Below are 23,227 nucleotides of genomic sequence, written 5' to 3'. Positions count from 1 at the left end.
CAATTTGTCAGAAAATGACATACAGTTTTTAAGTACAATTACGCAGAATAGATTCCCCTCAGAATCTCTGTGGTTTGGTCATGAAAAGTAGGAGTTTGTATGTCCAAGAGCGGCTTTGGTCAGATGTATCGAAAGCTTTCGAGTAAACTGCTTGACCTTGTGGTAACACCGCATGTTTTAGGTGAAGTCCCTGTAGAACCTGTAGTGACTGAAACCGATACAGATACCGGCGTACAGACAACGAAAATTACCTGCTACGTTCTGCAAAATCATTCACGGAGTAATGCTTTAATTGTCGATGGTGAAACCCGTCGTTTAAAGCTACACCCTGCACTCGACCCAATGACTGTGGGTACGCAAACAGAAAAAGCCTCTGTGGTGTTTTTACAACATCATGATGAAGACAACTTACTCAATCCACCGCCACATGCCTTTCCACCTCGTTTATTGCGTTTAATTGAGGTTTTGGAAAAAAATCCTGATGCGGATGTTGAGCTCGTTCCTGTAACCGTGCTGTGGGGTCGTGAACCCGATAAAGAAGATTCTTGGTTTAAATTATTATTTACCGATACATGGTCTACACCAAGCAAAGTGAAGCAGTTGGTGAATATTGGTTTGCACGGTCGTCAATCGTACCTCGAATTCCATGAGCCACAGTCTTTGCGTCGTTTGGTTGAATATGCCAAAACTACACATCCAAACTTGTCACCTGCGACTTATATTGTCAGCACACTGAATGATTATTTAGATGCGCAGCGTGAAGTGGTTTTGGGTCCGGATTTATCCGACCGTCGTAATGTGATGCACGGACTGATCAAATCTACGGATGTGCAAGATGCGATTCGTCGTGAAAGCATTCGCAGTAAAATCAGTATGGTTGAAGCTGAACGTCGTGCGATTGGTTATTTAAATGAAATCGTTTCTGACTATTCTGCATCAACAGTACGTTTTGCTGACTTAGCCCTGACTCGTCTGTGGACACAGCTTTATGATGGCGTCGAAGTGCATAACTTCAGTACCGTTCGTGAACTAGCCAAAGACTACGAGATCATTTACACCCCATGTCATCGTAGCCATATCGACTATTTATTATTGTCATATGTGATCTATAAACGTGGCTTAATGGTGCCGTACATTGCTGCGGGCGATAACTTAAACATGCCATTTGTCGGGCAAATTTTACGTGGCGGCGGTGCGTTCTTTATTCGCCGTTCATTCCGTGGCAATGGTCTCTACACCACCGTATTTAAAGAATACCTCTACAGTATTTTGGCGCGTAATACACCGCTTGAATACTTCATCGAAGGTGGGCGTTCACGTACTGGTCGTTTATTACCACCGAAGACCGGCATGCTCGCCATGACTGTCCATGGTCATTTACGTAATCCAGCCAAACCGATCGTGTTCTTACCGACCTATATCGGCTATGAGCGTTTAATGGAAGGTGCGACCTACGTTGGTGAAATGAATGGTAAGCCAAAAGAAGGCGAATCAATCATCGGGATTATGAAAACTCTGCGTAAGATCGAACGTATTTTCGGTAAAGTTCATTTGAACTTTGGTGAGCCGGTTTTCCTTGATGATATGTTGAAACAGCATAATGCAAGCAACATCAAAATCGAGAAAAATGACGACCCAATTCCGCCAGAAGTTTCGGATGCCATTAACAGTTCTGCACACGTGATTTTAGAAAATATTAACCGTGCAGCAGTGGTGAACCCGGTTTCATTGCTTTCACTGATTTTATTGGCAACATCTAAACATACTTTAGATGAAGAGATTTGCATTAAGCAGTTAGATACCTATCGCGATCTTTTAACTGCCTTACCTTACGATGAGCGCATGCAAGTGACACCGCTGTCAGGTAAAGAAATCATTGCTTATGGTTTAAAACTCAAGCTGATTAAACGTGTTCATCATGTCCTTGGCGATATTATTGCCATTGCTGATAATCAAGCGGTGCTGTTAACCTACTTCCGCAACAACATCCTGCACGCATTTATTTTGCCATCACTCATTGCCGCTTTGGTTGAACATAATGGTTCTATTCGCCGTGGTGATTTAATTAATGTCATTCGTACACTGTATCCGTTCTTAAAAGCTGAGTTGTTCCTTAAATGGAATGATGAAGAACTTAAAGATCAGATCTGTGCGTATGCAGAAGTACTGATCAAAGCCAAGCTAATTTCTGAAGATGCAGAAAGCAACCTGATCTCCCCTGCGCCTAACTCAGAGCAGCACAATCAGTTAGTGGTCTTAGCTGCACCCGTGATGCAAAGTCTTGAGCGTTACTACATGACTTTGGCCTTAATCACACAACGTGGTTCAGGCAATATCTCGACGCGTCAGGTTGAAGAACTCAGTCACTTGGTTGGTCAACGTCTATCTGTGCTGTATGAATTTAACTCGCCAGAGTTCTTTGATAAGGCCTTATTCCAAAGCTTTATTAAAGTCTTAACCCAACAAGGTTATATCAGTAACAATGAAAACAACGCCATTGTGTTTGATGAAAATTTCCAAAATGTTGCGCAATATGCCAACCTCGTTTTGGATGATGTGACACTCCAAATGTTGCAACACATTACGACCTTTAGTGATGAAGAGTTAAAAGAAGCACTAGATAAAGTAGCTGCGGAACAAGCCAAAAAACGCTTGAAACGTAAGAAGAAATAAACCGTTCTGATTTTTTTCGCCATAAAAGCGGAAGAATATGAGCAAAATCAGGGACAAGTTGTAAAAGGCTTGTCTCTGTTTTTTGGACTATACAAAAGTATTTAATATTTTCTTTTTTTAAATTAAGGTATGTACATGCCAAAATTTTGGAGTTCCATTGGCTAGCGGTTTATTGCCTTTAAATTCATCGATATAAATAATATCAAAGTCCGCATCAAACAATTGTTTAAGTTCTTCCTGTTCAAAACCTATAAACTTTTCAGAAAAATTATTTACCCAATCATCATCTTTTCCTAACAGTTGTATGAGTAAAATGCCTTGCTAACTTAAGAATTCCTGTATTTTCTTTAAAAACACTTTCAAGCGAATCCGTAGAACAAAAAAATAAACTGAATAAAGCAATAATTAAACTAGCTTTAGGAAAGCTATAGTCTTCAAAGGCCTGATTAGAAAATAAAAAATTCTTATTGTCTTTAAATTTACTTAGACAGATATTTTTAGCGTCAACAGATGGATCAAATGCATATACTTTAAAATTATGACGGAGTAGAAATGATGATTCATTTCCTGCACCACAACCACAATCAATCGCGATCTTTGGTAAATTCTCAAAATAACTCAAAGCTTTTTCCAAAATCGGTCTATGGGGTAAATTCTGAGTAAGTTCAGCAAATGATTTTGTCATTATTTAAATTTTATCCTTTGAGATCCATTCGAAAATTTGAACAATACATGTTGTAAAAGACCTATCTTATTCATTTATAGAATTTCTTTTAATACTCACAAAGCTGCACTGAATTTTATACGTCACGACAATTTTACACTGCACATCACAATCAATCGTGCGCTAACTTAAAACCACTCTTCGTCATCCGCGTTGCATAAAGCTTTTTACCTGTTTCTACTTCACTCCCTAAAACCAATTCGGGTAAATGCATAGCTCTTTGCAAATCCAAGATTCGCTCATGTAAAGGTTGAGGTTGGTTATTAGTACAAATATATGATTTTTCAGGATGTTCCACGTGAAGTAGATGACACAGAAATTTTGCCAAATCATCGATATGTATTCGATTTGACCAATGAATATTGGGATAGCAACGAGTCGTTTCTGCCAGTTTCTGTATTCGCGCTATCGATGTACCATAAATTCCAGATGGACGTACGATCATGCATTCGTTAGGAAATACTTGTGTGTAGCGATGCTCCATTTCCAGTAACAACATGCCCCGCTCATCGATCGGTTGTGGCACAGTGTCGTCATCAATCCACTCCCCTTCATGTTCACCATAGACACGTGTGGACGACACCACGATTAAACTTTGTATTGGATGATGTACTAATGCTTGAACAATTGGCTGTACAGAATCGACATAAGTGTGTCGGTAAGCATCCACAGCATTGAATTGAGCATGGCGTGCAGGAGCCAAAAGAACATAGACAGCATCAATCGGTTCAACCTGCGACAAATCCAGTTGATGAATATCTTGGATTAAATGTTCTGCAAAATCATCCTCTTTCGCACTACGACTCACTGTGGTAATTTGGTGACCTTGCTGAAATAATTGTTTAGCAACACGTTGCGATGTTTTACCATAACCGATAAATAGAATATGCATCAAACGACCTATTCTCAGAACTGATCCATTTAGATCATATAAACCGAAGTTGAGGGGACATGGCTGCCGTCCATCAATTGCAAGGGGTTGGCAATGCCGCCGCTGCTTTACTTGAAAAACTAAATATTTTCACGACAGATGATCTTTTGTTTCATCTGCCACGCGACTATGAAGATCGTAGCACGATCATCCCCATGAACCAATTAACCGTGGGCCGCAGTTATTTACTAGAAGGCACGGTCAAAAATATCGACTTCCCACCCGGTAAGCGTAAATCGATGGCCGCCCTACTAGATGACGACTTTGGCAAAGTTACTTTACGTTTTTACCATATCTACAAAGGCATTACTGATCGGGTAAAACCGGGAAATCGTTTACGGATTTTTGGTGAAGTCCGTGTTGGTGCTCGTGGCTTAGAAATGTATCATCCTGAACTACAGGTGATTACTGAACACACACCTTTACCACAAACCCAACTCACTGCGATTTACCCTGCAACCGAAGGCTTAACGCAGCCCAAACTGCGTGAATATGTCAAACAAGCACTACAGTTATATAGTGATGACTTACCTGAATTATTGCCGGAAAAATTCACCAATGGCTATGCACTAAAACAGGCTTTGGACTATATTCATCACCCCCCTGTCGATGCCAATATGTTGCAACTGAGCCAAGGTTCTCATCCTGCACAGCAACGTTTAATTTTCGAAGAATTGGTTGCCCATCAGGTCAGTTTGCTCAGCCGCCGTGCTTATATTCAACAAATCGAAGCACCGTCTTTCTCTGCAAGTAAGAACTTCACCAAACAACTTTTAAGTAGGCTGTCATTTGAAATGACCGGCGCACAAAAACGCGTATCCAAAGAAATTGCGGTCGATCTGAAAAAGAACAAACCTATGCTGCGACTCGTACAAGGTGATGTGGGTGCAGGTAAAACCCTAGTCGCAGGCGTGGCTGCCTGTCATGCGCTCGAGGAAGGTTGGCAAGTGGCCATGATGGCGCCAACAGAAATTTTGGCAGAACAACACTATCTAAATTTCAAAAAATGGTTTGAGCCTATGGGACTGACCGTGTCTTGGCTTTCAGGCAAGCAAAAAGGTAAAGCTCGAGCTGCAGCAGAACAAAGTATTCAAGATGGTTCAGCCCATTTAGTGGTCGGCACGCATGCTTTATTTCAAGACAATGTTCAATTTGCCAAATTGGGTTTAGTAATTATTGACGAGCAGCACCGTTTTGGTGTTGATCAGCGTTTAGCACTTCGAAACAAAGGTCTCAATGGCATGACACCGCATCAACTGGTGATGACAGCAACCCCTATTCCTCGTACCTTGGCGATGTCGGCTTATGGCGACTTAGACACCTCTGTCATTGATGAACTACCACCCGGTCGTACACCGATTCAAACAGTCACCATTCCACTTGACCGTCGTGAAGAAGTACTACATCGGATTGCCAGCAATTGTGCTGAAGGTAAACAAGCCTATTGGGTCTGTACCTTAGTGGAACAATCCGAAACCTTAGATGCTCAGGCCGCTGAAGCGACTTTTAATGAAATTAAAGAACGCTTTCCAGACCTCAATATTGGTCTGGTTCATGGCAAAATGAAGGCCGATGAAAAGCAAGCAGTGATGCAGCAATTTAAAAATAATGAATTGCAATTACTGATTGCAACCACAGTGATTGAAGTCGGTGTTGACGTCCCAAATGCCTCGATCATGGTGATTGAAAATGCAGAACGCCTAGGGCTTTCACAACTACATCAGCTACGTGGTCGTGTAGGGCGTGGTGCCAAAGCCAGTTTCTGTGCCTTGCTGTATAAAAATCCCTTGTCGCAAAATGGGCAAGAGCGTTTACACATTATGCGCGAGACCAATGACGGCTTTATTATTGCTGAAAAAGATTTGGAAATTCGCGGCCCCGGTGAGCTCCTCGGCACTAAACAAACGGGCGATATGGGCTTTCGTGTAGCAAAATTAGAGCGAGATGACCATTTACTCAATCAGGCTCACTATGTGGCTCAACAAGTCCTGAATGACTATCCTGCACAGGCTCAAGCGCTTTTAAAACGATGGCTGCCGGAAGCTCCTCGATACGCCTATGTATAATAATTATTAGGATGACAGATCGATCATCCTAATTATACAGATTGGCTTGAACCAATAAGCTTGTCGAACAGGTTGCTGTGGTGTTGTGATTGCACTTCACCACGAACTGTGCAAAATACTCAAAAAAGAATGATTAGAATAAAAACATGCTCCAATCTATCCAACACTTCATCCAAAAAGGAATACAGAGCGTTTCCCCTTGCCTGCTCTGCGGTATCGATCGACAACAACATCATTCGCTTTGTGCCGACTGCTGGGCACAACTGCCTTGGTTTAAACAAGCGGTTGATCGCCATGAACACAGCATCTCTTGTGCCTTTTACTATGATTTCCCTATAGATCGCATCATTCAAAGCTATAAGTATGAGCAACAATTGCACTATCAAAATTTACTGGCACAGAGCCTTTTAAGCTTGCGCTTAGCTAGGGTTCAAGCCATCGTCCCCATGCCTATTTCAGTAGAACGCCTTAAAGACCGTGGGTATAACCAAATGCTGCTCGTTGCACAGATGATGGCAAAGAAATTGCGCATCCCTGTTTGGCAACCGGTGATTCGTCAAGCACAGCACGCTCAAAAAGGTTTAAGTCGGCTAGAACGCCTAGAAAATATCGAACAACAATTTATTATCAACCCAACCGAAAAACGCCGTTTCCGTAAAGTCCTCATCATTGATGATGTGGTGACCACGGGGAGTTCAATCCATGCATTAAGTACGCTGTTACATCAGCTACATTGCACGCAGGTATATGCCGCATGCATTGCTGCGGCACAGCCTTAGTTTCAAACATCAACCACTATAAAGAAACTGAGCAAGCTAAGCGGTTTAGCTTACAGCAAGAGATTGTGCCTGCTGCTTCACCCAAGGAATCACCACCTCACGTGTTAACGGTGCGAGTTTTGTTTGTGTATCATCCAAGCTGACCCATTGCATTGCTGCAATTTCTGCATCAATTTTCGGTTCACCTTGCAACTGGACCAGATAGACATAACTCACAAGTATATGATTGGCTTCGTTCGCAGCGGCCGTTTCAAAACGACCAATGAATTGTTCAATCTGCGCAGCGCAGCCAATTTCTTCCTGAATTTCACGCAGCATGGTGATTTCAGGGGCTTCATTGGGTTCTAACTTGCCACCCACTTGCATAAAGAATGCCGTGTGTTTTTTACGAACCACTAAAAGTTCATGCTGTTCATTTAGAATAATTGCTGCGGCTACAGTAATAGTTTTCATCAATCTTGTTCCAAATCCGCGATAAAGGCTGTACGTTCAACCATGCCCCATTTCGGCTCTGGCGCAGTGAAATGTTGAAACTGCTCAACAATCGTTTCAATATTATCTTCTGCAATTAAGCCTTCGATAAAACGTGGATGGGTAAAGCCTTTTTCTGCGGTAGTTTTCAGAAAATTCAATAAATCGTCATAAAAACCATCTACATTGAGAAAGGCACATGGCTTTAAATGAATGCCCAATTGAGCCCACGTCCACTGCTCAAAAATTTCCTCTAAAGTCCCTGCTCCACCTGGAATCGCCACAAAACCATCCGAGAGTTCAGACATTTTGGTTTTACGTTGTTGCATATTTTCTACCACATGCAATTCGGTTAAATCTAGATGTGCCAATTCTTTATCGACCAAGACTTTTGGAATCACCCCAATGACTTGCCCGCCTGCACGCAAAGCACTATCTGCCACAACCCCCATCAAACCTGAACGACCACCACCATAGACCAGTGTGATGCCTTGTGCCGCCAAATGACGACCGACTTTTTCAGCCACCTGTAAATAGGCTGGATTGTTACCAAGGGCGGAACCACAGAAAATTGCGATAGATTTCATTTATAATCACCATCAGATCAGGAACGCTATGCTGGAAAAATCAACTTTAAACAGATTTTTTCATAAAATAAGCATTAGAACAGTGTTTTTCAGCAAATCCTTGTCTAAAATACACCCATTCATTTTTAACTTACTGCGCAAGGGGAAAAGACAACATGCTTGAAGCCTTTTACGCCACAGAGCGCGGTAGCCTGGAAGATGTCACCATAAATGGTGACTTCGATTTACATCAGGATTTAGTCTGGCTCGATCTCATTGCCCCGTCTCAGGAAGAGCAGCAATGGATTATGGATGCCTATGATCAAAATTTACCTACATTAAAATCATTAGAAGATATTTCGTCGAGTGCACGATTCTACCGTGATGACGACGGTATTTTGCACATCAGCACCTATTTTTTAACGAAAAATAAAAATTTTCAGGTCGATGGCGAACCCGAAGAAAATGCCAGCACCTTAGCTACCGTACAAACGGTTGCCTTTATTTTGCATAAAGAACGCTTATTCACTTTACGGGGTGAAAAGCTGGTGGCTTTCCGTGCCTTTCGTGCCCGCGCGCGTCGTAACGATTATGAAATTGACTATAAAGATCCAACTTGGATTTTATTGGGTCTTTTAGAAGCCAAACTCGATGAACTTGCGGATATCTTGGAAGATATCCACAAGGACTTAGAAAAGTATTCCACAGAAGTACTGAATAACCGTCATCGTGAGATGATTTTAGACTTAGATGACATGATTACCCGACTTGCGCATTTAGAAGATATGCTCGGGAAAGCTCAGCTGTGTCTGATCGACTTACGTCGTGTTCTCACCTTCCTGTCACGTCCTCGCGCCTTGGGTAGTCATATTTATGATGCCGACATCCGAGAACTCAGTGAAGACGTACGCTCACTTGTTGAGCATGATGCCTTCTTGTTCCAAAAGGTTCGATTCTTACTGGATACCACCTCTGGATTCATTAACACCGAACAGAATGATACGATTCGTCGCTTCTCGATTTTACCAAGTATGCTTGCGCCACCGATGTTAGTGGCCAGCGTCTATGGGATGAACACCGACGTACTACCCTTCGCACATGGTACAACCAGTTTTATCGTGGTCAGCTTAATCATCGTGGCATTCTTTATTGGCCCATTGATGTACTTCCGCTGGAAGAAATGGATTTAATCCTTTCCTATTGCGTGGACTTGCGAGAGCTTCTTATCGCACTGCAATAAAAAAAGCACCATATGGTGCTTTTTTTTAGATCAATTGCAAGTCATGCTCAAGATGACAGGCTTGAATAATCTTCATCATTTTTTCAGGGACTGCTTTAAACTGTAAACCTTGCGCTTTTGGCGTTTGACGTAACCAACGGACCAAAATAGCTAAAGCCAAAGTACTGCCATGCTCAAGCTCAGCAAGATTGACCACTAAGGGAAAAGCTTGCTGTTGTTGAATCAAGTTCAAGCCGTCTTGATAATACAATTCGGCATTGTTGTAATCGATTTTGCCTGAAACCATCAATTCTTGTTGATGAAGTTTAATCACACATCACCTATCTTATTTTTTCTTGTCTAATGCTGCATCAGCATCAGGTTTGAAGTTCGCAATTGCTTTATCAATGTTACCGCCATTACGTTTTACAGTCGCCGCAAACTGATTACGGAATTGTAGGCCTAGGTCGATACCCGAAACGTTGATATTACGGATTTTCCATTGTGAACCTTTATCCGCCAACTGGAAAGAGACTGGAATTTTTTCACCGTTGTTATGGAAATCAATCGTTACAACAGGATTCTTACTGTTCGATGCTTTATAAGGACGCATGCTATATGTTTGGTTACTAAACTTAGCAAAAGCTGAACCATAGTTTTCGATCAGTGTTGCACGGAAGTTTCGTTCAAACTGCGCACGTTGAGCCGCTGAGCTGTATTGATTCGTTGCATACGTACCCATCACGATACGTGTGAACGCTTGTGAATCGATGTACGGGTCTAAGTTTTGACGAACAATCGCTTTCACAGCCGCAGGGTTATTTTGTAGTTTTGCGTGGTCTGCTTTTAAACGTGTAATGAGGCCATCAGCCACTTTTTTTACAAATGCAGGTGGTGCTTCGCTTGGAGCAGCAAAAGCTGTACCTGCCATCATAGTTGATAAGATACTTGCTGTAAGCGTATGTTTTAACAATGTGTTCACTTAATTTCTCCTAAAAATTATTCAACAAATGCAGGTTCTTCTGCCGTTGTTGTGTCAGCAGCTTCTGTTTTTTGTTCAGTATCTGCTGTGCTGTCAGATTTGTTCCCTGCACCACCGGTCACAAATTTAGACACCAAATCTTCGATTTCCATCGTACCTTGGGTATTACCAATTTGGTCACCACGTTTTAAGAAGTTGACACCACCACCCGGTACAATTTTCAAATATTTCTCACCCAATAAACCATTGGTTGCAACCATAATGTAAGCATCTTCATCGATATTGGTGATGGATTTCATGTTAGCAATCAGTTGCTGTTCCATTTCTTTTTGTTTCGCAGGTGTTGCTGCTTCATAATCTGATGTGTAACGCAGCTCTTCGAGTGCATTCTTTTGCACTTCTTTTAATTGTTCTGCGTTATAAGAGGTTAATGAGCCATCCATAATCAGATGTGCTGTCACTAAGCGCGTCACAGGATCGAGTTTCAATGATTCCACTTGACCGACTTTGACACCACTTAAGGTAACTTTGGCACGGGGTTTAATCCCGTTTACATTTTCAAATGTCGCGGTCAATTCATAACTGTCTTCGATGTTATTGCCGACCAAACCACTCACACGCATCGCCAAGAAGAAAATAGCAATAGCAAAAAGAATGACAAAAAAACCAACGGCCAGTTCACTCGTACGTGATTTCATTAAATACCTCCGAACATGACCGCAGTCAACACGAAATCTGATCCTAAAACACACAACGAAGAATACACGACAGTACGTGTGGTCGACGTTGCAATACCTTCTGAAGTTGGGACACAGGCATAACCCTGATAGACCGCAATCCAAGTACAAATTAATGCAAAAACAAAACTTTTGATGATGGTGCCATTAAAGACGTCTTTAAAGAATTGCACACTGTTCTCGATGCCACTCCAATAAGAGCCTTCATCTGCACCCAGAAAATCAACACCCACCAATTTACCGCCCATGATGCCGACCGCAGCGAAAATCACCGACAACATTGGCAAGCTAAAAATACCGGCCCAAAGTCGTGGCGAGATCACACGTTTTAATGGATCGACCCCGATCATTTCCATACTCGACAACTGCTCAGTGGCTTTCATCAAACCAATTTCAGCCGTCAAAGCTGAACCTGCACGACCAGCAAAGAGTAAAGCTGCAACCACAGGTGCAAGTTCACGCAGTAACGTCAGTGCAACGGCGGTGCCGAGCATCGCTTCACTACCGAAAGTCGACAGAATGCTATACATCTGCAAACCCAGTACCGAGCCAATAAATAAGCCAGATACCACAATAATCAGTAATGAAAGCACACCAACACGGTACATCTGATAAATAAACAATTTCACGCCAAGTAAAGTCGGCATGGAAAACAGAATCTGCAGCAACATAATGGTTGCTACGCCGATTCCTCGAACACGTTCAATGACGCGTCTACCTAATGCGGCAATAGCATTCATGAACGAACCTCATGATTTAAATAGGGCTGATGACTGAATTGATAATCGACCGGACCTTCTACCGAACCCGTCAAGAACTGCTTCACAAAAGGCGAAGCATGTGCTTTTAACTGCTCAGGTGTTCCCTCGCCCTGCACTTTCCCTTCAGCCACAACATAGATGTAATCTGCAATTGATAATGTTTCAGCCACATCATGCGAAACAATAATCGTGGTTAGATCTAAAGCTTCACGTAGCGAACGAATCAAGCGAGTTAAAACCCCCATCACAATCGGGTCTTGCCCTGCAAAGGGTTCGTCATACATGATCAGCTCAGGATCGAGTGCAATTGCACGGGCCAAAGCCACACGACGATTCATACCACCTGAAAGTTCAGAGGGCATCATTTTTTCTGCACCACGTAAACCAACAGACTCTAATTTCAACGCAACAATTTCAGCGATCAAATGCTCTGGCAACTTGGTATGCGCACGAATTGGAAAGGCTACGTTTTCATATACCGACATATCGGTAAATAATGCGCCGCTCTGAAACAGCATCCCCATACGCGCACGCGCAGCGAAGAGTTCCTGACGTGACATCTGTGCAATGTCCTGCCCATCAAGCAACACTTCTCCATTATCGGGAGTCAATTGACCACCAATTAAACGGAGTAAAGTCGTTTTACCTGTACCAGATGGACCCATAATTGCAGTGATCTGACCACGACGAATTTTTAAACTGACATTGTCATAAATGACGCGCTCTCCTCGCTTAAAACTCAGGTTTTTCACTTCGATCAGTGCCTGAGTCTGAGAAGACGTTTGATTATTCATAGCTGAGGATTTTCCTGCATTTTTTTCAGCATGCATACTATAAAGGATTGAAGTTTAAAATGTTACCATTGCATGAGCGCATATCCCTGCATTCCATCAGGTAAATTGTTTTTTATTATTAATGCGATTTTATAAAGGGTGTTTTCAACCCAATAGAAGAATTTAGTTAAAATAATTGTATATATAGTAAACGATATTACACAATAAGAGTGTCAAACCGATATAAGGCATAAGTACCTCGATCATCACTGTACGCATATTTGCCAACGCGTTTCCGTTCATATTAATTATCATTAAACACATAAAGTTTGATCAAGTATACATTTTTCTAATTAAAAAGCTAATTTAAATCCATAAAAAAAACCGGTGTTTCCACCGGTTTTTTCGATATTTCTTTCGAAATTCAATTAGTCATTGAATTTACGACGTGGACGATCTTCACCGAAAGTGCGTTCGCCACGTGGTTTATCATCACCGAAACGCTTTGGACGGTCATCGCCGAAACGTTTTGGACGATCTTCACCAAATGAACGTTGAGGACGGTCACCGTTGAATTCACGACGTGGACGATCTTCACCAAATGAACGTTTTGGACGATCGCCATAACCTTCACGAGCTGGTTTGTAATCTACACGGTTACCACGGTTGTCATCGTTAGAACGACGGTCAAAACCACCTTCACGACGTGGACGATCGCTGTTAAATTCGCGACGTGGACGATCTTCAAAACCGCCTTCACGACGTGGACGATCGTTGTTAAATTCGCGACGTGGACGATCTTCGAAACCGCCTTCACGACGCGGACGATCGTTGTTAAATTCGCGACGTGGACGATCTTCGAAACCGCCTTCACGACGTGGACGATCATTGTTGTATTCGCGACGTGGACGATCTTCGCCACCAAATGATGGACGCTCACCACGAGGTTTATCATCATAGCTACGACGTGGACGATCATCACCGCCTTCACGACGTTTGAAGTTTGATTCACCTTCAAAACGGCGACCGCCACCGAAACCACCTCGACCACCTCGACCGCCATCACGACGACCACGACCGCCATCACGGCTACCGCGTGCAGGAGGTGGAGATGGCTCAAGACCTTCAATTTCAGATACATTTAAACGTGCATCTAAGAAGTCTTCTAAAGCACGGATTTTACCGCGTTCACGGTAAGTCGCTAAAGTAATCGCGTTACCAGTACGACCCGCACGACCTGTACGACCGATACGGTGTACATAGTCTTCGTTCTTCATTGGAAGACCGAAGTTAATTACGTGAGAAATTGTTGGTACGTCTAGACCACGTGCAGCAACGTCAGTCGCAACTAAGATTTTTGCACGGCCTTCACGAATGCTACGTAAACGACGGTTACGCACAGTTTGTGGCATAGCACCGTGAAGTGCTACAACAGAGTGACCTGCTTCAGCAAGTTCTTCAGCCAACATATCTGTATCTTCTTGAGTAGATGCGAATACAACCGCTTGATCTACAGACTCATCAGATAACCAGTGAGTAAGAAGTTTTTTCTTGTGTTCGAAACCGTCAGTCCAGTGAAGTGTCTGAGTAATATCAGTATTTGTAGAGTGACCAGTTTCAATCGCAATACGCTGTGGATCATTCATCATGCGTTCTGCAAGTGTAATGATACGCGGCGCAAATGTTGCAGAGAACATTAATGTTTGTTTACGGTTAGCAGCCAAGTCGCTGATCGCTTCTAGGTCTTCAGAGAAACCTAAGTCAAGCATACGGTCAGCTTCGTCAACGATTAACGCATCAACGTTGTCTAATTTAATTTGACGACGGTTAACAAGGTCAAGTAAACGACCTGGAGTCGCTACGACAACTTGTGCACCTTTAAGCTGTTGGATTTGTTTACCGAAAGGCATACCACCCATGATTGCAGCAATACGAACACCTTTCATGTGGCGTACTAAAACAATTGCGTCTTGGCTTACCTGTTGAGCCAATTCACGAGTAGGACAAAGTACAAGAATAGAAGGTGCAGTAACCGCTTTCATGCGATCTTTGAAAGACATCAATGTGTCTTGACCAGCTAATGCATTCACAGTTGGGAGTAAGAATGCAGCAGTTTTACCAGAACCTGTTTGGCTTGATACAAGAAGGTCTTTACCATCCAATGCAGCTGGAATTGATTGTTCTTGCACTGGAGTCGGAGTTGTAAAACCTAGACCTTGTAATGCTAGTTGTAAAGATTCATGTAAAGGAAAATCAGCAAAAGTTTTGCTCATAGAGTATTTCACCCCAAAAATGGGTGCTCCATTAAAAATATAAATTCAGATGGACATCGGCAAAAAGCGGCACAGCAAAAGACGCTGAAAATATAGAATCAGCGGCGATCCGAGAACGACGATGCGTATAACGCACACATGATTACAGCCGCAACCTGAAGGAATCGCTTAGCGATTGGGTGGGGCGCGAAATATCGTCCTCTCTTTGGACCGGAACGCGCATACACAATGATAGAAGAGAATGTTCAGGTAATGAACGAAATTTAGTGCGTGCGGGGATTATAACAGAAAGTTTTTAAATGTCACCTGTTTTAGTCAACTTCAGAATATTTTTTGTAAGAAGCTTTAAGTTATAGGTGTTTAAGCTATTATTTTTGACCGATTAGACAAAAATAAAGCCCTCATAAAGAGGGCTTTATTTCATTATTCTGTCAATAAACTCGAACTAAGCGTTCTATTATTTAGCAGCTTCGCCCCAAGCTGGAACTACAGCTTGCATAAGCGGTTTAAGCATTTTCATAGAACATGCAAGTACTTGACCATTGTCCATTGAGTCGTTACCACCACGAGCATCAACCACAGTACCACCCGCTTCTTTCACAATAAGTTCGCCTGCAGCGATGTCCCAAGGTTTCAAACCAAGTTCGAAATAACCATCGAAACGACCTGCAGCAACATATGCTAGATCAAGAGCAGCAGAACCTGAACGACGGTATTGAGCACCGGCTTCAGTCACATTTAACAATGAGTTGAAATGGTTTTTCGCATAAGAAACCACTTCGCCATTACGAATTTTACGATACGCATGACCCACTGAAAGGAAAGTGTTTTCTAAGCTGTCTTTTACATTTACACGAATACGGCGTTGGTTCATCATCGCACCGCGACCACGGCTTGCAGAGAACAACTCATCTTTCACAGGGTCATAAATAACACCGTGTTGAGTTACACCTTTATGTTGAACTGCAATAGAGATACAGAAATGTGGAACACCATTAACGAAGTTTAATGTGCCATCAAGTGGGTCGATGATCCAACACCAATCAGCGTCGTGACCTTTGCCTTCTTGAAGACCAAACTCTTCGCCTAGGAAACTGTGATTTTTATAGCTTTTACGTAGGGTATCGATAGTCAATTGTTCCAAATAACGGTCTACACGCGTTACTGGACCATCAATTCCTTTTTCTTCGACTTGTAGATCGAGTTTATGACGATTTTGATGCGCTTTTAAAAGCTCTTGACCAACTAATTGAGCCGCACGCGCAGCCATAACCACCATAGGTTCCATTGAACACCCACTACAAATTTGAAGATACTGATAAAGAATAATGCATAAAAGCCCTTATATCTTATCAAATATAAGGGCTTTTAGGGAAAAAATGTTTCTAAAAATTAGAAATTCAACAAACCACTGTTTGCTTATGTTTTAGCCAGCTCTGTGTCACTGAAGCGCCAATGCCTTCAGCATCCAGTCCAGCCTGATGCAACATTTGAGCATGTGTTGCTTGATGCATGAACTCGTCAGCCAAACCTAAATTCAGCACAGGCTTAACCACGCCTGCTTGGGCTAAATATTCATTTACTGCACTGCCCGCACCCGCCATGACTGCATGCTCTTCAACTGTCACAAACAGTTGCGTACTTGCCGCGATTTGATCAATCAACTGTGTATCTAAGGGCTTCACGAAGCGCATATTAATCACACGCACAGCCACATCTAGCTTTGTCGCTAAAGCCTGTCCTGCCTCTAGTGCCGCTTGAACACGGCTACCAAATGCCAGTATAGAAATGGTGTCCTCTTGCTGATCATTGAAGTTTGCAACAATTTCACCACGGCCAATTTCAAGCTCAGTCATCTCTTGCTGAATCTCAACACCCAGCCCATTACCACGTGGGTAACGTACTGCAGCTGGACCTTTATACAAATAAGCCGTATGCAACATTTGACGACATTCATTTTCGTCTTTCGGCGCCATGATCACCATGTTTGGCACGGTACGCATAAAGGCATAATCATATGCACCGGCATGCGTTGGGCCATCTTCACCAACCAAACCTGCACGGTCGATACCAAATGTCACATCAAGATTTTGCAAAGCGACGTCATGAATCAGCTGGTCATAACCACGTTGTAAGAAGGTTGAATAGATTGCAACAACCGGTTTTACCCCTTCACAGGCCATACCCGCAGCTAAGGTCACCGCATGTTGTTCTGCAATGGCAACATCAAAGAAACGCTCAGGGAACTGCTTGGCAAATTGCACCATGCCTGAGCCTTCACACATCGCAGGAGTAATCGCCAATAAACGATCATCCTGTGCAGCTTCATCACATAACCACTGACCAAAAACATCTGAATATTTCGGTGCAGTTGCCACTGCAGCAGGTGCATTCACTTTACTGATGGCATGGTATTTGATTTGATCTGCTTCGGCAGGTGCAAAGCCTTTACCTTTTTTGGTATAGACATGCACTAAACGTGGGCCTCTGCGTTTTTTTAAGGCTTCAAACACATGTGTCAATTGTTCAACATCGTGCCCATCAAAAGGACCAAAGTAGTCAAAGCCAATGGCTTTAAATAGGTTGTCTGCAGCATCGGTCGCAGCACAATGTAGGCGTGAGTTATACGCCCATTCAGGATGAGGTTGAATATAGGCTTCGCCATTTTCAGAAATATTCACCGATTGACCACTTTCCCAAATCGCAGCCAAATGCTTAGCAAAACCACCAGTACTGCATGAGATCGACATATCGTTGTCGTTCAATACCACCATGAGGTCAGCATTGTGTGCCACCGCATCGTTCATGGCTTCAAAAGCCATGCCCGCTGTCATCGCGCCATCACCCACGATTGCAACCACATGACAGGGATCTTGCTTGAAGCGACGTGCCAATGACATCCCAAGACCAGCAGAAATCGCTGTTGATGAATGGCCTACGCCAAAGGTGTCAAATTCAGATTCTTCACGGGCAGGAAACGCAGCCAAACCATCTTTGGCACGAATCGTCACTAATTGTTCACGACGACCAGTTAAGGCTTTATGCGGATAGGCTTGATGACCCACATCCCAAATCAGACGATCACGTGGCGTTTCAAAACAATAATGTAATGCCACGGTTAATTCGATCACCCCAAGATTGGCACCAAAATGCCCACCACTTTGTCCGGCCGCATACAAAATAAATTGACGTAACTCATCCGCCACTTGCTCTAATTGGCTGCGCTCGAGTAAACGAAGTTGTTGAGGATGGTTAATCGTATCCAGCAACGGTGTTACAGGGCGTTGAAATGGTATTTCTTTATACAGCATAATGTGGCAAAGCCTTCTAAAGCCTGGCAAATTCCTAAGCTCGGTCTAAATGGGTAACTCGATCATATCGTCGAATTGTATCACCTTACAATCAGCCAAACTTGTAGCGATGTAATTTTTAGCAATGATCTCGTTGGGGAGATTTTGAATGAGTCAGATTATCCTGAATAATCTTCCTATTTATCAACTATTATCGTTCGCTTTATACAAAAAAGAAAATGTTCTGCATAAATTCGTCGTTGCAATTCTACCAATGTCCAAGCATTACGCTATACTTTAGCCAATTTATAATCGAATAAACGGGTTAAGCAGTGCCTATAGAATTTGTCGCAACGTCAAGATTACCGACCGCTTTTGGTGAATTCAATATTACGGTTTTTCAGGATCCTGAAACCGGTGAAGAACACGTCGCACTCTCTAAAGGACTAGAACAAGCTCCCACTGAACCTGTTTTAGTTCGTATCCACTCCGAATGCCTCACCGGTGATGCCTTCGCTTCACTCAAATGTGACTGCGGCCCACAGCTTCAAGCGACCCAAAAATTAATTAATGAAGCAGGTCAAGGGGTGATTTTATATTTACGCCAAGAAGGTCGTGGTATTGGCTTGACCAATAAAATCCGTGCTTATGCCCTACAAGACCAAGGCCATGACACAGTGGATGCCAATTTATTATTGGATCTTCCTGCCGATGCACGTCGTTATGATATGTGCCCTATCATGTTGAATCATCTCAACATTACGGCTGTGCGTCTCATTACCAATAACCCATTAAAAATTGAAGCGCTCCAAGAGCAAGGCGTGAATGTCGTTGATCGTGTTCCGCTGACTGTGGGTTTAAATCCCTTTAACGAACAATATTTAAAAACCAAACATGATCGTATGTCGCATATGTATCAAAAGGACGATTTTTAAAAATCCTTTAAATTCTCCATAAATTAATCCCTCCAAACCTCCCTTTACAAAAGGGAGGCTTCCCCCTCTTTATTAAAGAGGGGTTAGGGGAGATTCAAATCGTCATCGAAAAAATACGATTTTCCGGCACACGGCGTTTTAACCTTAAGTCAAAAGCCATGCAGATATTACGTACAAAAGGCTTGCCTGCATCACTCACCTGAATGTACTGATCAAAAATTTCGAGCAAGCCATCTTCTTGCATTTCAGCCAATTGCGCTAATACTTCATCAAGCTCAGGAAATTGCATTTCTGGACCTGCCCAAGAGGTTTGGAAACTACACATCAAATTGAGAATATGCTTACGGATGATTAAGTCCTCATTTGTCAGCACATGCCCCCGATAGACTGGAATTTCATTCGCTTCTAAACGTGCATAATAGTCTTCAATTTTCTTTTCATTTTGCGCAAAGCTGTACCAACTATCACTGATCGAGGATAAGCCGAGTCCAATCATTACTTGGGTTTTCGATGCGGTATAGCCCATAAAATTACGGTGCAAACTGCCCTGCTGAAAAGCTTGATACATCGGATCTTGGGTTAATGCAAAATGATCCATCCCAATTTCATGATAGCCCTGCGCTAGTAGCTGTTTTTTACCTTCCTCATAGCATTGACGCTTTAAATCATCTTTCGGGACATCAACATCTTTAAAACCACGCTGACCATTGCCCTTAATCCACGGCACATGTGCATAGCTATAAAAGGCTAAACGATCTGGCATCAAACGATTGGTCTGTTCAATGGTATGCAACACGTCGTTTAAATCCTGAAATGGCAAACCAAAAACCAAGTCATGCGAAATAGAGGTATAGCCAATATCACGTGCCCACTGTGTCACTTGTTCAACATGTGCAAAGGGCTGAATACGGTGGATGGCTTTTTGCACCTTCTCATTATAATCCTGCACTCCATAACTTACGCGTCGAAAACCAACATCATACAAAGCTTGTAAATGCTCACGTGTGGTATTGTTCGGATGCCCTTCAAAGCTAAATTCATGTGTATCGGCAATATCAGCATGCACTAGAATGCCTTGAATCAACTGGGTGAGATGCTCAGGAGAAAAGAAAGTAGGCGTTCCCCCGCCCAAATGAATTTCTTTAATCATCGGTCGATCGACCAAGAGCTGACAATATAAGTCCCATTCTTTCAGCACCGCCTGAATATAAGGCAGCTCCATCTCATGTTTTTTTGTGACTTTTTTATGGCAACCACAAAACGTACATAAGCTTTCACAAAATGGCAGATGAATGTACAGACTGATGCCTTCGCTGTGATTGGTCTCATCAAATGAACGCTTTAATCCCTGTTTCCACTGTTGTAATGAAAACTCAGCTTCCTCCCAATACGGTACGGTTGGATAACTGGTATAGCGTGGACCCGGTACATTATATTTTTGAATTAAAGAACTCGCTTGCTGAGACATCGATGCACCATTTCAATCAATGAGATTCAATTTAAATCTACTTAATGATTATTGTGCTGGGCTTCAGAAGTGAATTCAACCTAGCAAATTTGTCGGAATAGTCCCAATTTCAGTCTGAGCAATTGCTGCTAACTTTGCATGATCTTTTGGTTTAATCACTAGATTTCCAGATTTAAAGTAAAGAGCCGATGCTGAGTATCGGGAAAAATGCCTTAAGTTTTCACCTAATTTATGCTTTGATGACACTTATCTTTAAATTATTTTAATAAAGGTCACCATGCAGAATCCAACTTCAGCCGATATACAACGTGTAGATGAATTCCTTCGCGATTTACAGGCACAGATTTGTGCCGCATTGGAACAGCAAGAACGTGCTGGTGGCGGAAGTGCCGAATTTGCGATCGATGACTGGGAACGCCCTGAAGGTGGTGGTGGTCGCTCACGTGTTCTTCAAAATGGAACGGTGATTGAAAAAGGCGGCGTGATGTTCTCGCACATTAACATTTCAAAATTACCGGCCTCAGCGACTGAACGCCATCCCGCTATTGCAGGTGCAAAAGCGCAAGCCATGGGCGTGTCACTGGTGATTCACCCGAAAAACCCCAACGTCCCGACCTCACATGCCAATGTGCGTTTATTTGTTGCCGAAAAAGAAGGCCAAGATCCGATTTGGTGGTTTGGCGGTGGTTTTGACCTCACTCCATTTTATCCAAATGATGAAGATGTCTTGTCTTGGCATCAAACTGCCCATGATCTCTGTGCCCCATTTAGCGATACGCTCTATGATGAACATAAAAAATGGTGTGATGACTATTTCTATCTAAAACACCGTGATGAACAACGTGGTGTCGGTGGTTTATTCTTTGACGACCTCAACCAATGGGACTTTGAAACCTGTTTCAAATATATGCAGGCCGTGGGTAATGGTTATTTAGAGGCAATTTTACCGATCTTCCAAAGAAACCAAGACAAAGCCTATACCGAAGCACAACGAGACTTCCAACTTTACCGTCGTGGTCGTTACGTTGAATATAACCTTGTCTATGACCGTGGCACCTTATTTGGCTTACAAACTGGCGGACGTATTGAGTCGATTTTAGTGAGTATGCCACCCTTGGCAGGCTGGTCGTATCGTCCTGAATGGGAAGAACATTCTGCCGAGAAAAAGCTCACCGACTTTTATTTAAAACCGCAAGATTGGCTTAATACGCTGAAATAAACTGATAAACATGTATTCACCCCCTGTCCGTCAGGGGCTTTTTATTGCCTGAGGATTAGAGTATTCATTTTAGGTAATATATTGACGCATAAATAATTTTTTTAAGCATTTACTTTGTAATCAGATTGCTCAACAATGACACATCTTTTAAACAGCTTTAAGCTATGTCATTGCACAATGTGTCAATAAACTTATGGCTGTAATTTTCTTGTACGGAGTACAACGCACATGACACATCAAACACTCAATAAAAAAGCAGTCAGTCTTACTGCATTGGTGTTTTGGAGCTTTGCTGTTGTGCTGATTAGCGCTATCAGTACCAATATTTTTTCCGAAACGTCTTTGAATGATAATTTGGCTATTGGCTTCATGGTGGTTGCCTTGATTGGTTTAGTCATCAGTGCAGCGAGCATCTTGATTCAAAGCGTCCTAGATATTTGTAATCCTTAATTTTCCGCCTTTATTTCACGATTTTAAGACTGCCCGAACTTTAGCCATCCTCGGTTTTGGCGTATATTGTCTGCTCTTTCACATCTACATGGACGCTGTGCAATGAGCAAACAATTTGCCGTGATTGGCAACCCGATTGAACAATCACGCTCACCTGAACTTCATCATGCCTTCGCTGAAAAAACAGGCCTCGACATTCAGTACAGCAAACGACTTGCGCCACTCGATGGTTTTCAGCACAGTGTCGAATCCTTCTTTGCCGAAGGTGGCATCGGTATGAATGTCACTGTTCCGTTTAAAGAACAAGCCTATGCACAATGTGCCGTCCTTACTGAACGTGCCAAAATTGCAGGTGCGGTCAATACACTATGGATGCAAGATGGCACACTCCATGGCGATAATACCGATGGACAAGGCCTAGTCGATGCCATCCGTGCCTTAGATTGGAATTTAGAACAGACCGATATATTGATCATTGGTGCAGGCGGTGCGACACGTGGCGTGATTTACCCACTGGTACAAGCTGGGGCCAAAAAAATCGTCATTGCCAATCGTACTTTAGCGCGTGCTGAACAATTGGTCGCTGACTTAAAAACTGCCGTACCGAATGCCGAACTTGCAGCCATTGCACTCACTGACTTAGCAGGTCAATTTGATCTGGTGATTAATGCCACATCGGCCAGCTTAACGGGTGATCCGCTAATTTTGCCTGAAGCATTACAATTCACGCACGCCTATGAAATGGCCTATGGCAAACCATCGACATTTTTGGATCAAGCCAAAGCACGCCATGTTCCAACCTCAGAAGGTTTTGGCATGTTGGTTGGTCAAGCGATTGAATCTTTTTCCATTTGGAATGGCGTCAAACCTGATCTAAAAGACTTTCTATAATTCAAAATGATTTGCTCAA

Annotated in this window: 21 protein-coding genes; 8 read left to right on the top strand and 13 right to left on the bottom strand. The window is 42.8% G+C overall.

What is annotated here, in order from left to right; genetic code table 11:
- Positions 1-99: 99 nt before the first annotated feature.
- The gene (plsB, locus tag FTV37_RS01085; protein ID WP_180062860.1) at positions 100-2,673 is read left to right on the top strand and encodes a glycerol-3-phosphate 1-O-acyltransferase PlsB; all 2,574 of its coding nucleotides are present in this window, start codon (positions 100-102) and stop codon (positions 2,671-2,673) included.
- Positions 2,674-2,956: 283 nt separating this feature from the next.
- Here the strand turns inward: plsB and FTV37_RS01080 are convergent, their stop codons facing one another.
- Complete coding sequence (locus tag FTV37_RS01080) at positions 2,957-3,358, bottom strand: class I SAM-dependent methyltransferase (protein ID WP_373683548.1); 402 nt, start codon at positions 3,356-3,358, stop codon at positions 2,957-2,959.
- Between the two features lie 151 nt (positions 3,359-3,509).
- The gene (locus FTV37_RS01075) at positions 3,510-4,289 is read right to left on the bottom strand and encodes an NAD-dependent epimerase/dehydratase family protein (protein WP_180062859.1); all 780 of its coding nucleotides are present in this window, start codon (positions 4,287-4,289) and stop codon (positions 3,510-3,512) included.
- 59 nt (positions 4,290-4,348) lie between these two features.
- On the opposite strand from FTV37_RS01075, the gene recG reads away from it, so the two are divergent.
- Together recG and FTV37_RS01065 are read left to right on the top strand one after the other, a co-directional pair.
- Positions 4,349-6,394 carry an ATP-dependent DNA helicase RecG gene (gene recG, locus FTV37_RS01070; protein WP_180062858.1) on the top strand — a complete coding sequence of 682 codons (2,046 nt, stop codon included), beginning with the start codon at positions 4,349-4,351 and terminating at the stop codon, positions 6,392-6,394.
- A gap of 146 nt (positions 6,395-6,540) precedes the next feature.
- Positions 6,541-7,173 (top strand): ComF family protein, encoded by a 633-nt coding sequence (locus FTV37_RS01065; protein WP_180062857.1) that lies wholly within the window; start codon positions 6,541-6,543, stop codon positions 7,171-7,173.
- Between the two features lie 45 nt (positions 7,174-7,218).
- On the opposite strand, the gene FTV37_RS01060 is transcribed toward FTV37_RS01065, so the two are convergent.
- A complete protein-coding gene (locus FTV37_RS01060) occupies positions 7,219-7,626 on the bottom strand; it encodes an NUDIX domain-containing protein (protein ID WP_180062856.1) in 408 nt (135 codons plus the stop codon).
- Positions 7,626-8,231 (bottom strand): TIGR00730 family Rossman fold protein, encoded by a 606-nt coding sequence (locus FTV37_RS01055; RefSeq protein WP_180062855.1) that lies wholly within the window; start codon positions 8,229-8,231, stop codon positions 7,626-7,628. Before FTV37_RS01055 ends, FTV37_RS01060 begins: the two co-directional genes overlap by 1 nt.
- A gap of 155 nt (positions 8,232-8,386) precedes the next feature.
- Here FTV37_RS01055 and FTV37_RS01050 point away from each other — a divergent pair, with 155 nt between their 5' ends.
- Entirely contained in the window at positions 8,387-9,400 is a 1,014-nt protein-coding gene (locus FTV37_RS01050) for a CorA family divalent cation transporter (protein WP_078189297.1), read from the top strand.
- Between the two features lie 75 nt (positions 9,401-9,475).
- Here the strand turns inward: FTV37_RS01050 and FTV37_RS01045 are convergent, their stop codons facing one another.
- From FTV37_RS01045 to dxs, 8 genes are all read right to left on the bottom strand, one after another.
- On the bottom strand, positions 9,476-9,736 hold the full coding sequence (locus FTV37_RS01045; RefSeq protein ID WP_218947543.1) for an STAS domain-containing protein: 261 nt from the start codon (positions 9,734-9,736) through the stop codon (positions 9,476-9,478).
- Between the two features lie 39 nt (positions 9,737-9,775).
- Complete coding sequence (locus FTV37_RS01040) at positions 9,776-10,411, bottom strand: ABC transporter substrate-binding protein (RefSeq protein ID WP_180003433.1); 636 nt, start codon at positions 10,409-10,411, stop codon at positions 9,776-9,778.
- A gap of 17 nt (positions 10,412-10,428) precedes the next feature.
- Positions 10,429-11,109 (bottom strand): outer membrane lipid asymmetry maintenance protein MlaD, encoded by a 681-nt coding sequence (locus tag FTV37_RS01035; RefSeq protein ID WP_168379104.1) that lies wholly within the window; start codon positions 11,107-11,109, stop codon positions 10,429-10,431.
- Positions 11,109-11,888 (bottom strand): lipid asymmetry maintenance ABC transporter permease subunit MlaE, encoded by a 780-nt coding sequence (mlaE, locus tag FTV37_RS01030; RefSeq protein WP_078189301.1) that lies wholly within the window; start codon positions 11,886-11,888, stop codon positions 11,109-11,111. Before mlaE ends, FTV37_RS01035 begins: the two co-directional genes overlap by 1 nt.
- Positions 11,885-12,703 carry an ABC transporter ATP-binding protein gene (locus FTV37_RS01025; protein WP_218947263.1) on the bottom strand — a complete coding sequence of 273 codons (819 nt, stop codon included), beginning with the start codon at positions 12,701-12,703 and terminating at the stop codon, positions 11,885-11,887. The genes mlaE and FTV37_RS01025 overlap by 4 nt, the downstream gene beginning before the upstream one ends.
- 407 nt (positions 12,704-13,110) lie before the next feature.
- On the bottom strand, positions 13,111-14,955 hold the full coding sequence (locus FTV37_RS01020) for a DEAD/DEAH box helicase (protein ID WP_180062853.1): 1,845 nt from the start codon (positions 14,953-14,955) through the stop codon (positions 13,111-13,113).
- Positions 14,956-15,412: 457 nt separating this feature from the next.
- Positions 15,413-16,243, bottom strand: coding sequence for an inositol monophosphatase family protein (locus FTV37_RS01015; protein ID WP_078189303.1), 831 nt, complete (start codon positions 16,241-16,243; stop codon positions 15,413-15,415).
- Between the two features lie 112 nt (positions 16,244-16,355).
- Positions 16,356-18,266, bottom strand: a complete 1,911-nt coding sequence (gene dxs, locus FTV37_RS01010; protein WP_180062852.1) for a 1-deoxy-D-xylulose-5-phosphate synthase — start codon at positions 18,264-18,266, stop codon at positions 16,356-16,358.
- 311 nt (positions 18,267-18,577) lie between these two features.
- On the opposite strand from dxs, the gene ribA reads away from it, so the two are divergent.
- Positions 18,578-19,180 carry a GTP cyclohydrolase II gene (ribA, locus tag FTV37_RS01005; protein WP_168379100.1) on the top strand — a complete coding sequence of 201 codons (603 nt, stop codon included), beginning with the start codon at positions 18,578-18,580 and terminating at the stop codon, positions 19,178-19,180.
- Positions 19,181-19,274: 94 nt separating this feature from the next.
- On the opposite strand, the gene hemN is transcribed toward ribA, so the two are convergent.
- Positions 19,275-20,648 (bottom strand): oxygen-independent coproporphyrinogen III oxidase, encoded by a 1,374-nt coding sequence (gene hemN / locus FTV37_RS01000; RefSeq protein WP_180062851.1) that lies wholly within the window; start codon positions 20,646-20,648, stop codon positions 19,275-19,277.
- Between the two features lie 277 nt (positions 20,649-20,925).
- Between hemN and hemF the strand changes: the two genes are divergently transcribed.
- From hemF to aroE, 3 genes are all read left to right on the top strand, one after another.
- Complete coding sequence (gene hemF, locus FTV37_RS00995) at positions 20,926-21,867, top strand: oxygen-dependent coproporphyrinogen oxidase (protein ID WP_168379098.1); 942 nt, start codon at positions 20,926-20,928, stop codon at positions 21,865-21,867.
- 228 nt (positions 21,868-22,095) lie between these two features.
- Entirely contained in the window at positions 22,096-22,317 is a 222-nt protein-coding gene (locus tag FTV37_RS00990; RefSeq protein ID WP_078189308.1) for a hypothetical protein, read from the top strand.
- A gap of 102 nt (positions 22,318-22,419) precedes the next feature.
- The gene (gene aroE / locus FTV37_RS00985) at positions 22,420-23,208 is read left to right on the top strand and encodes a shikimate dehydrogenase (protein WP_180062850.1); all 789 of its coding nucleotides are present in this window, start codon (positions 22,420-22,422) and stop codon (positions 23,206-23,208) included.
- Positions 23,209-23,227: the final 19 nt, after the last annotated feature.

Source organism: Acinetobacter sp. YH16042, from assembly GCF_013417245.1.
Lineage (GTDB): Bacteria > Pseudomonadota > Gammaproteobacteria > Pseudomonadales > Moraxellaceae > Acinetobacter > Acinetobacter amyesii.
Note: the sequence above shows the minus strand (reverse complement) of the source record. Positions and strands in the feature narration are given on the sequence as shown.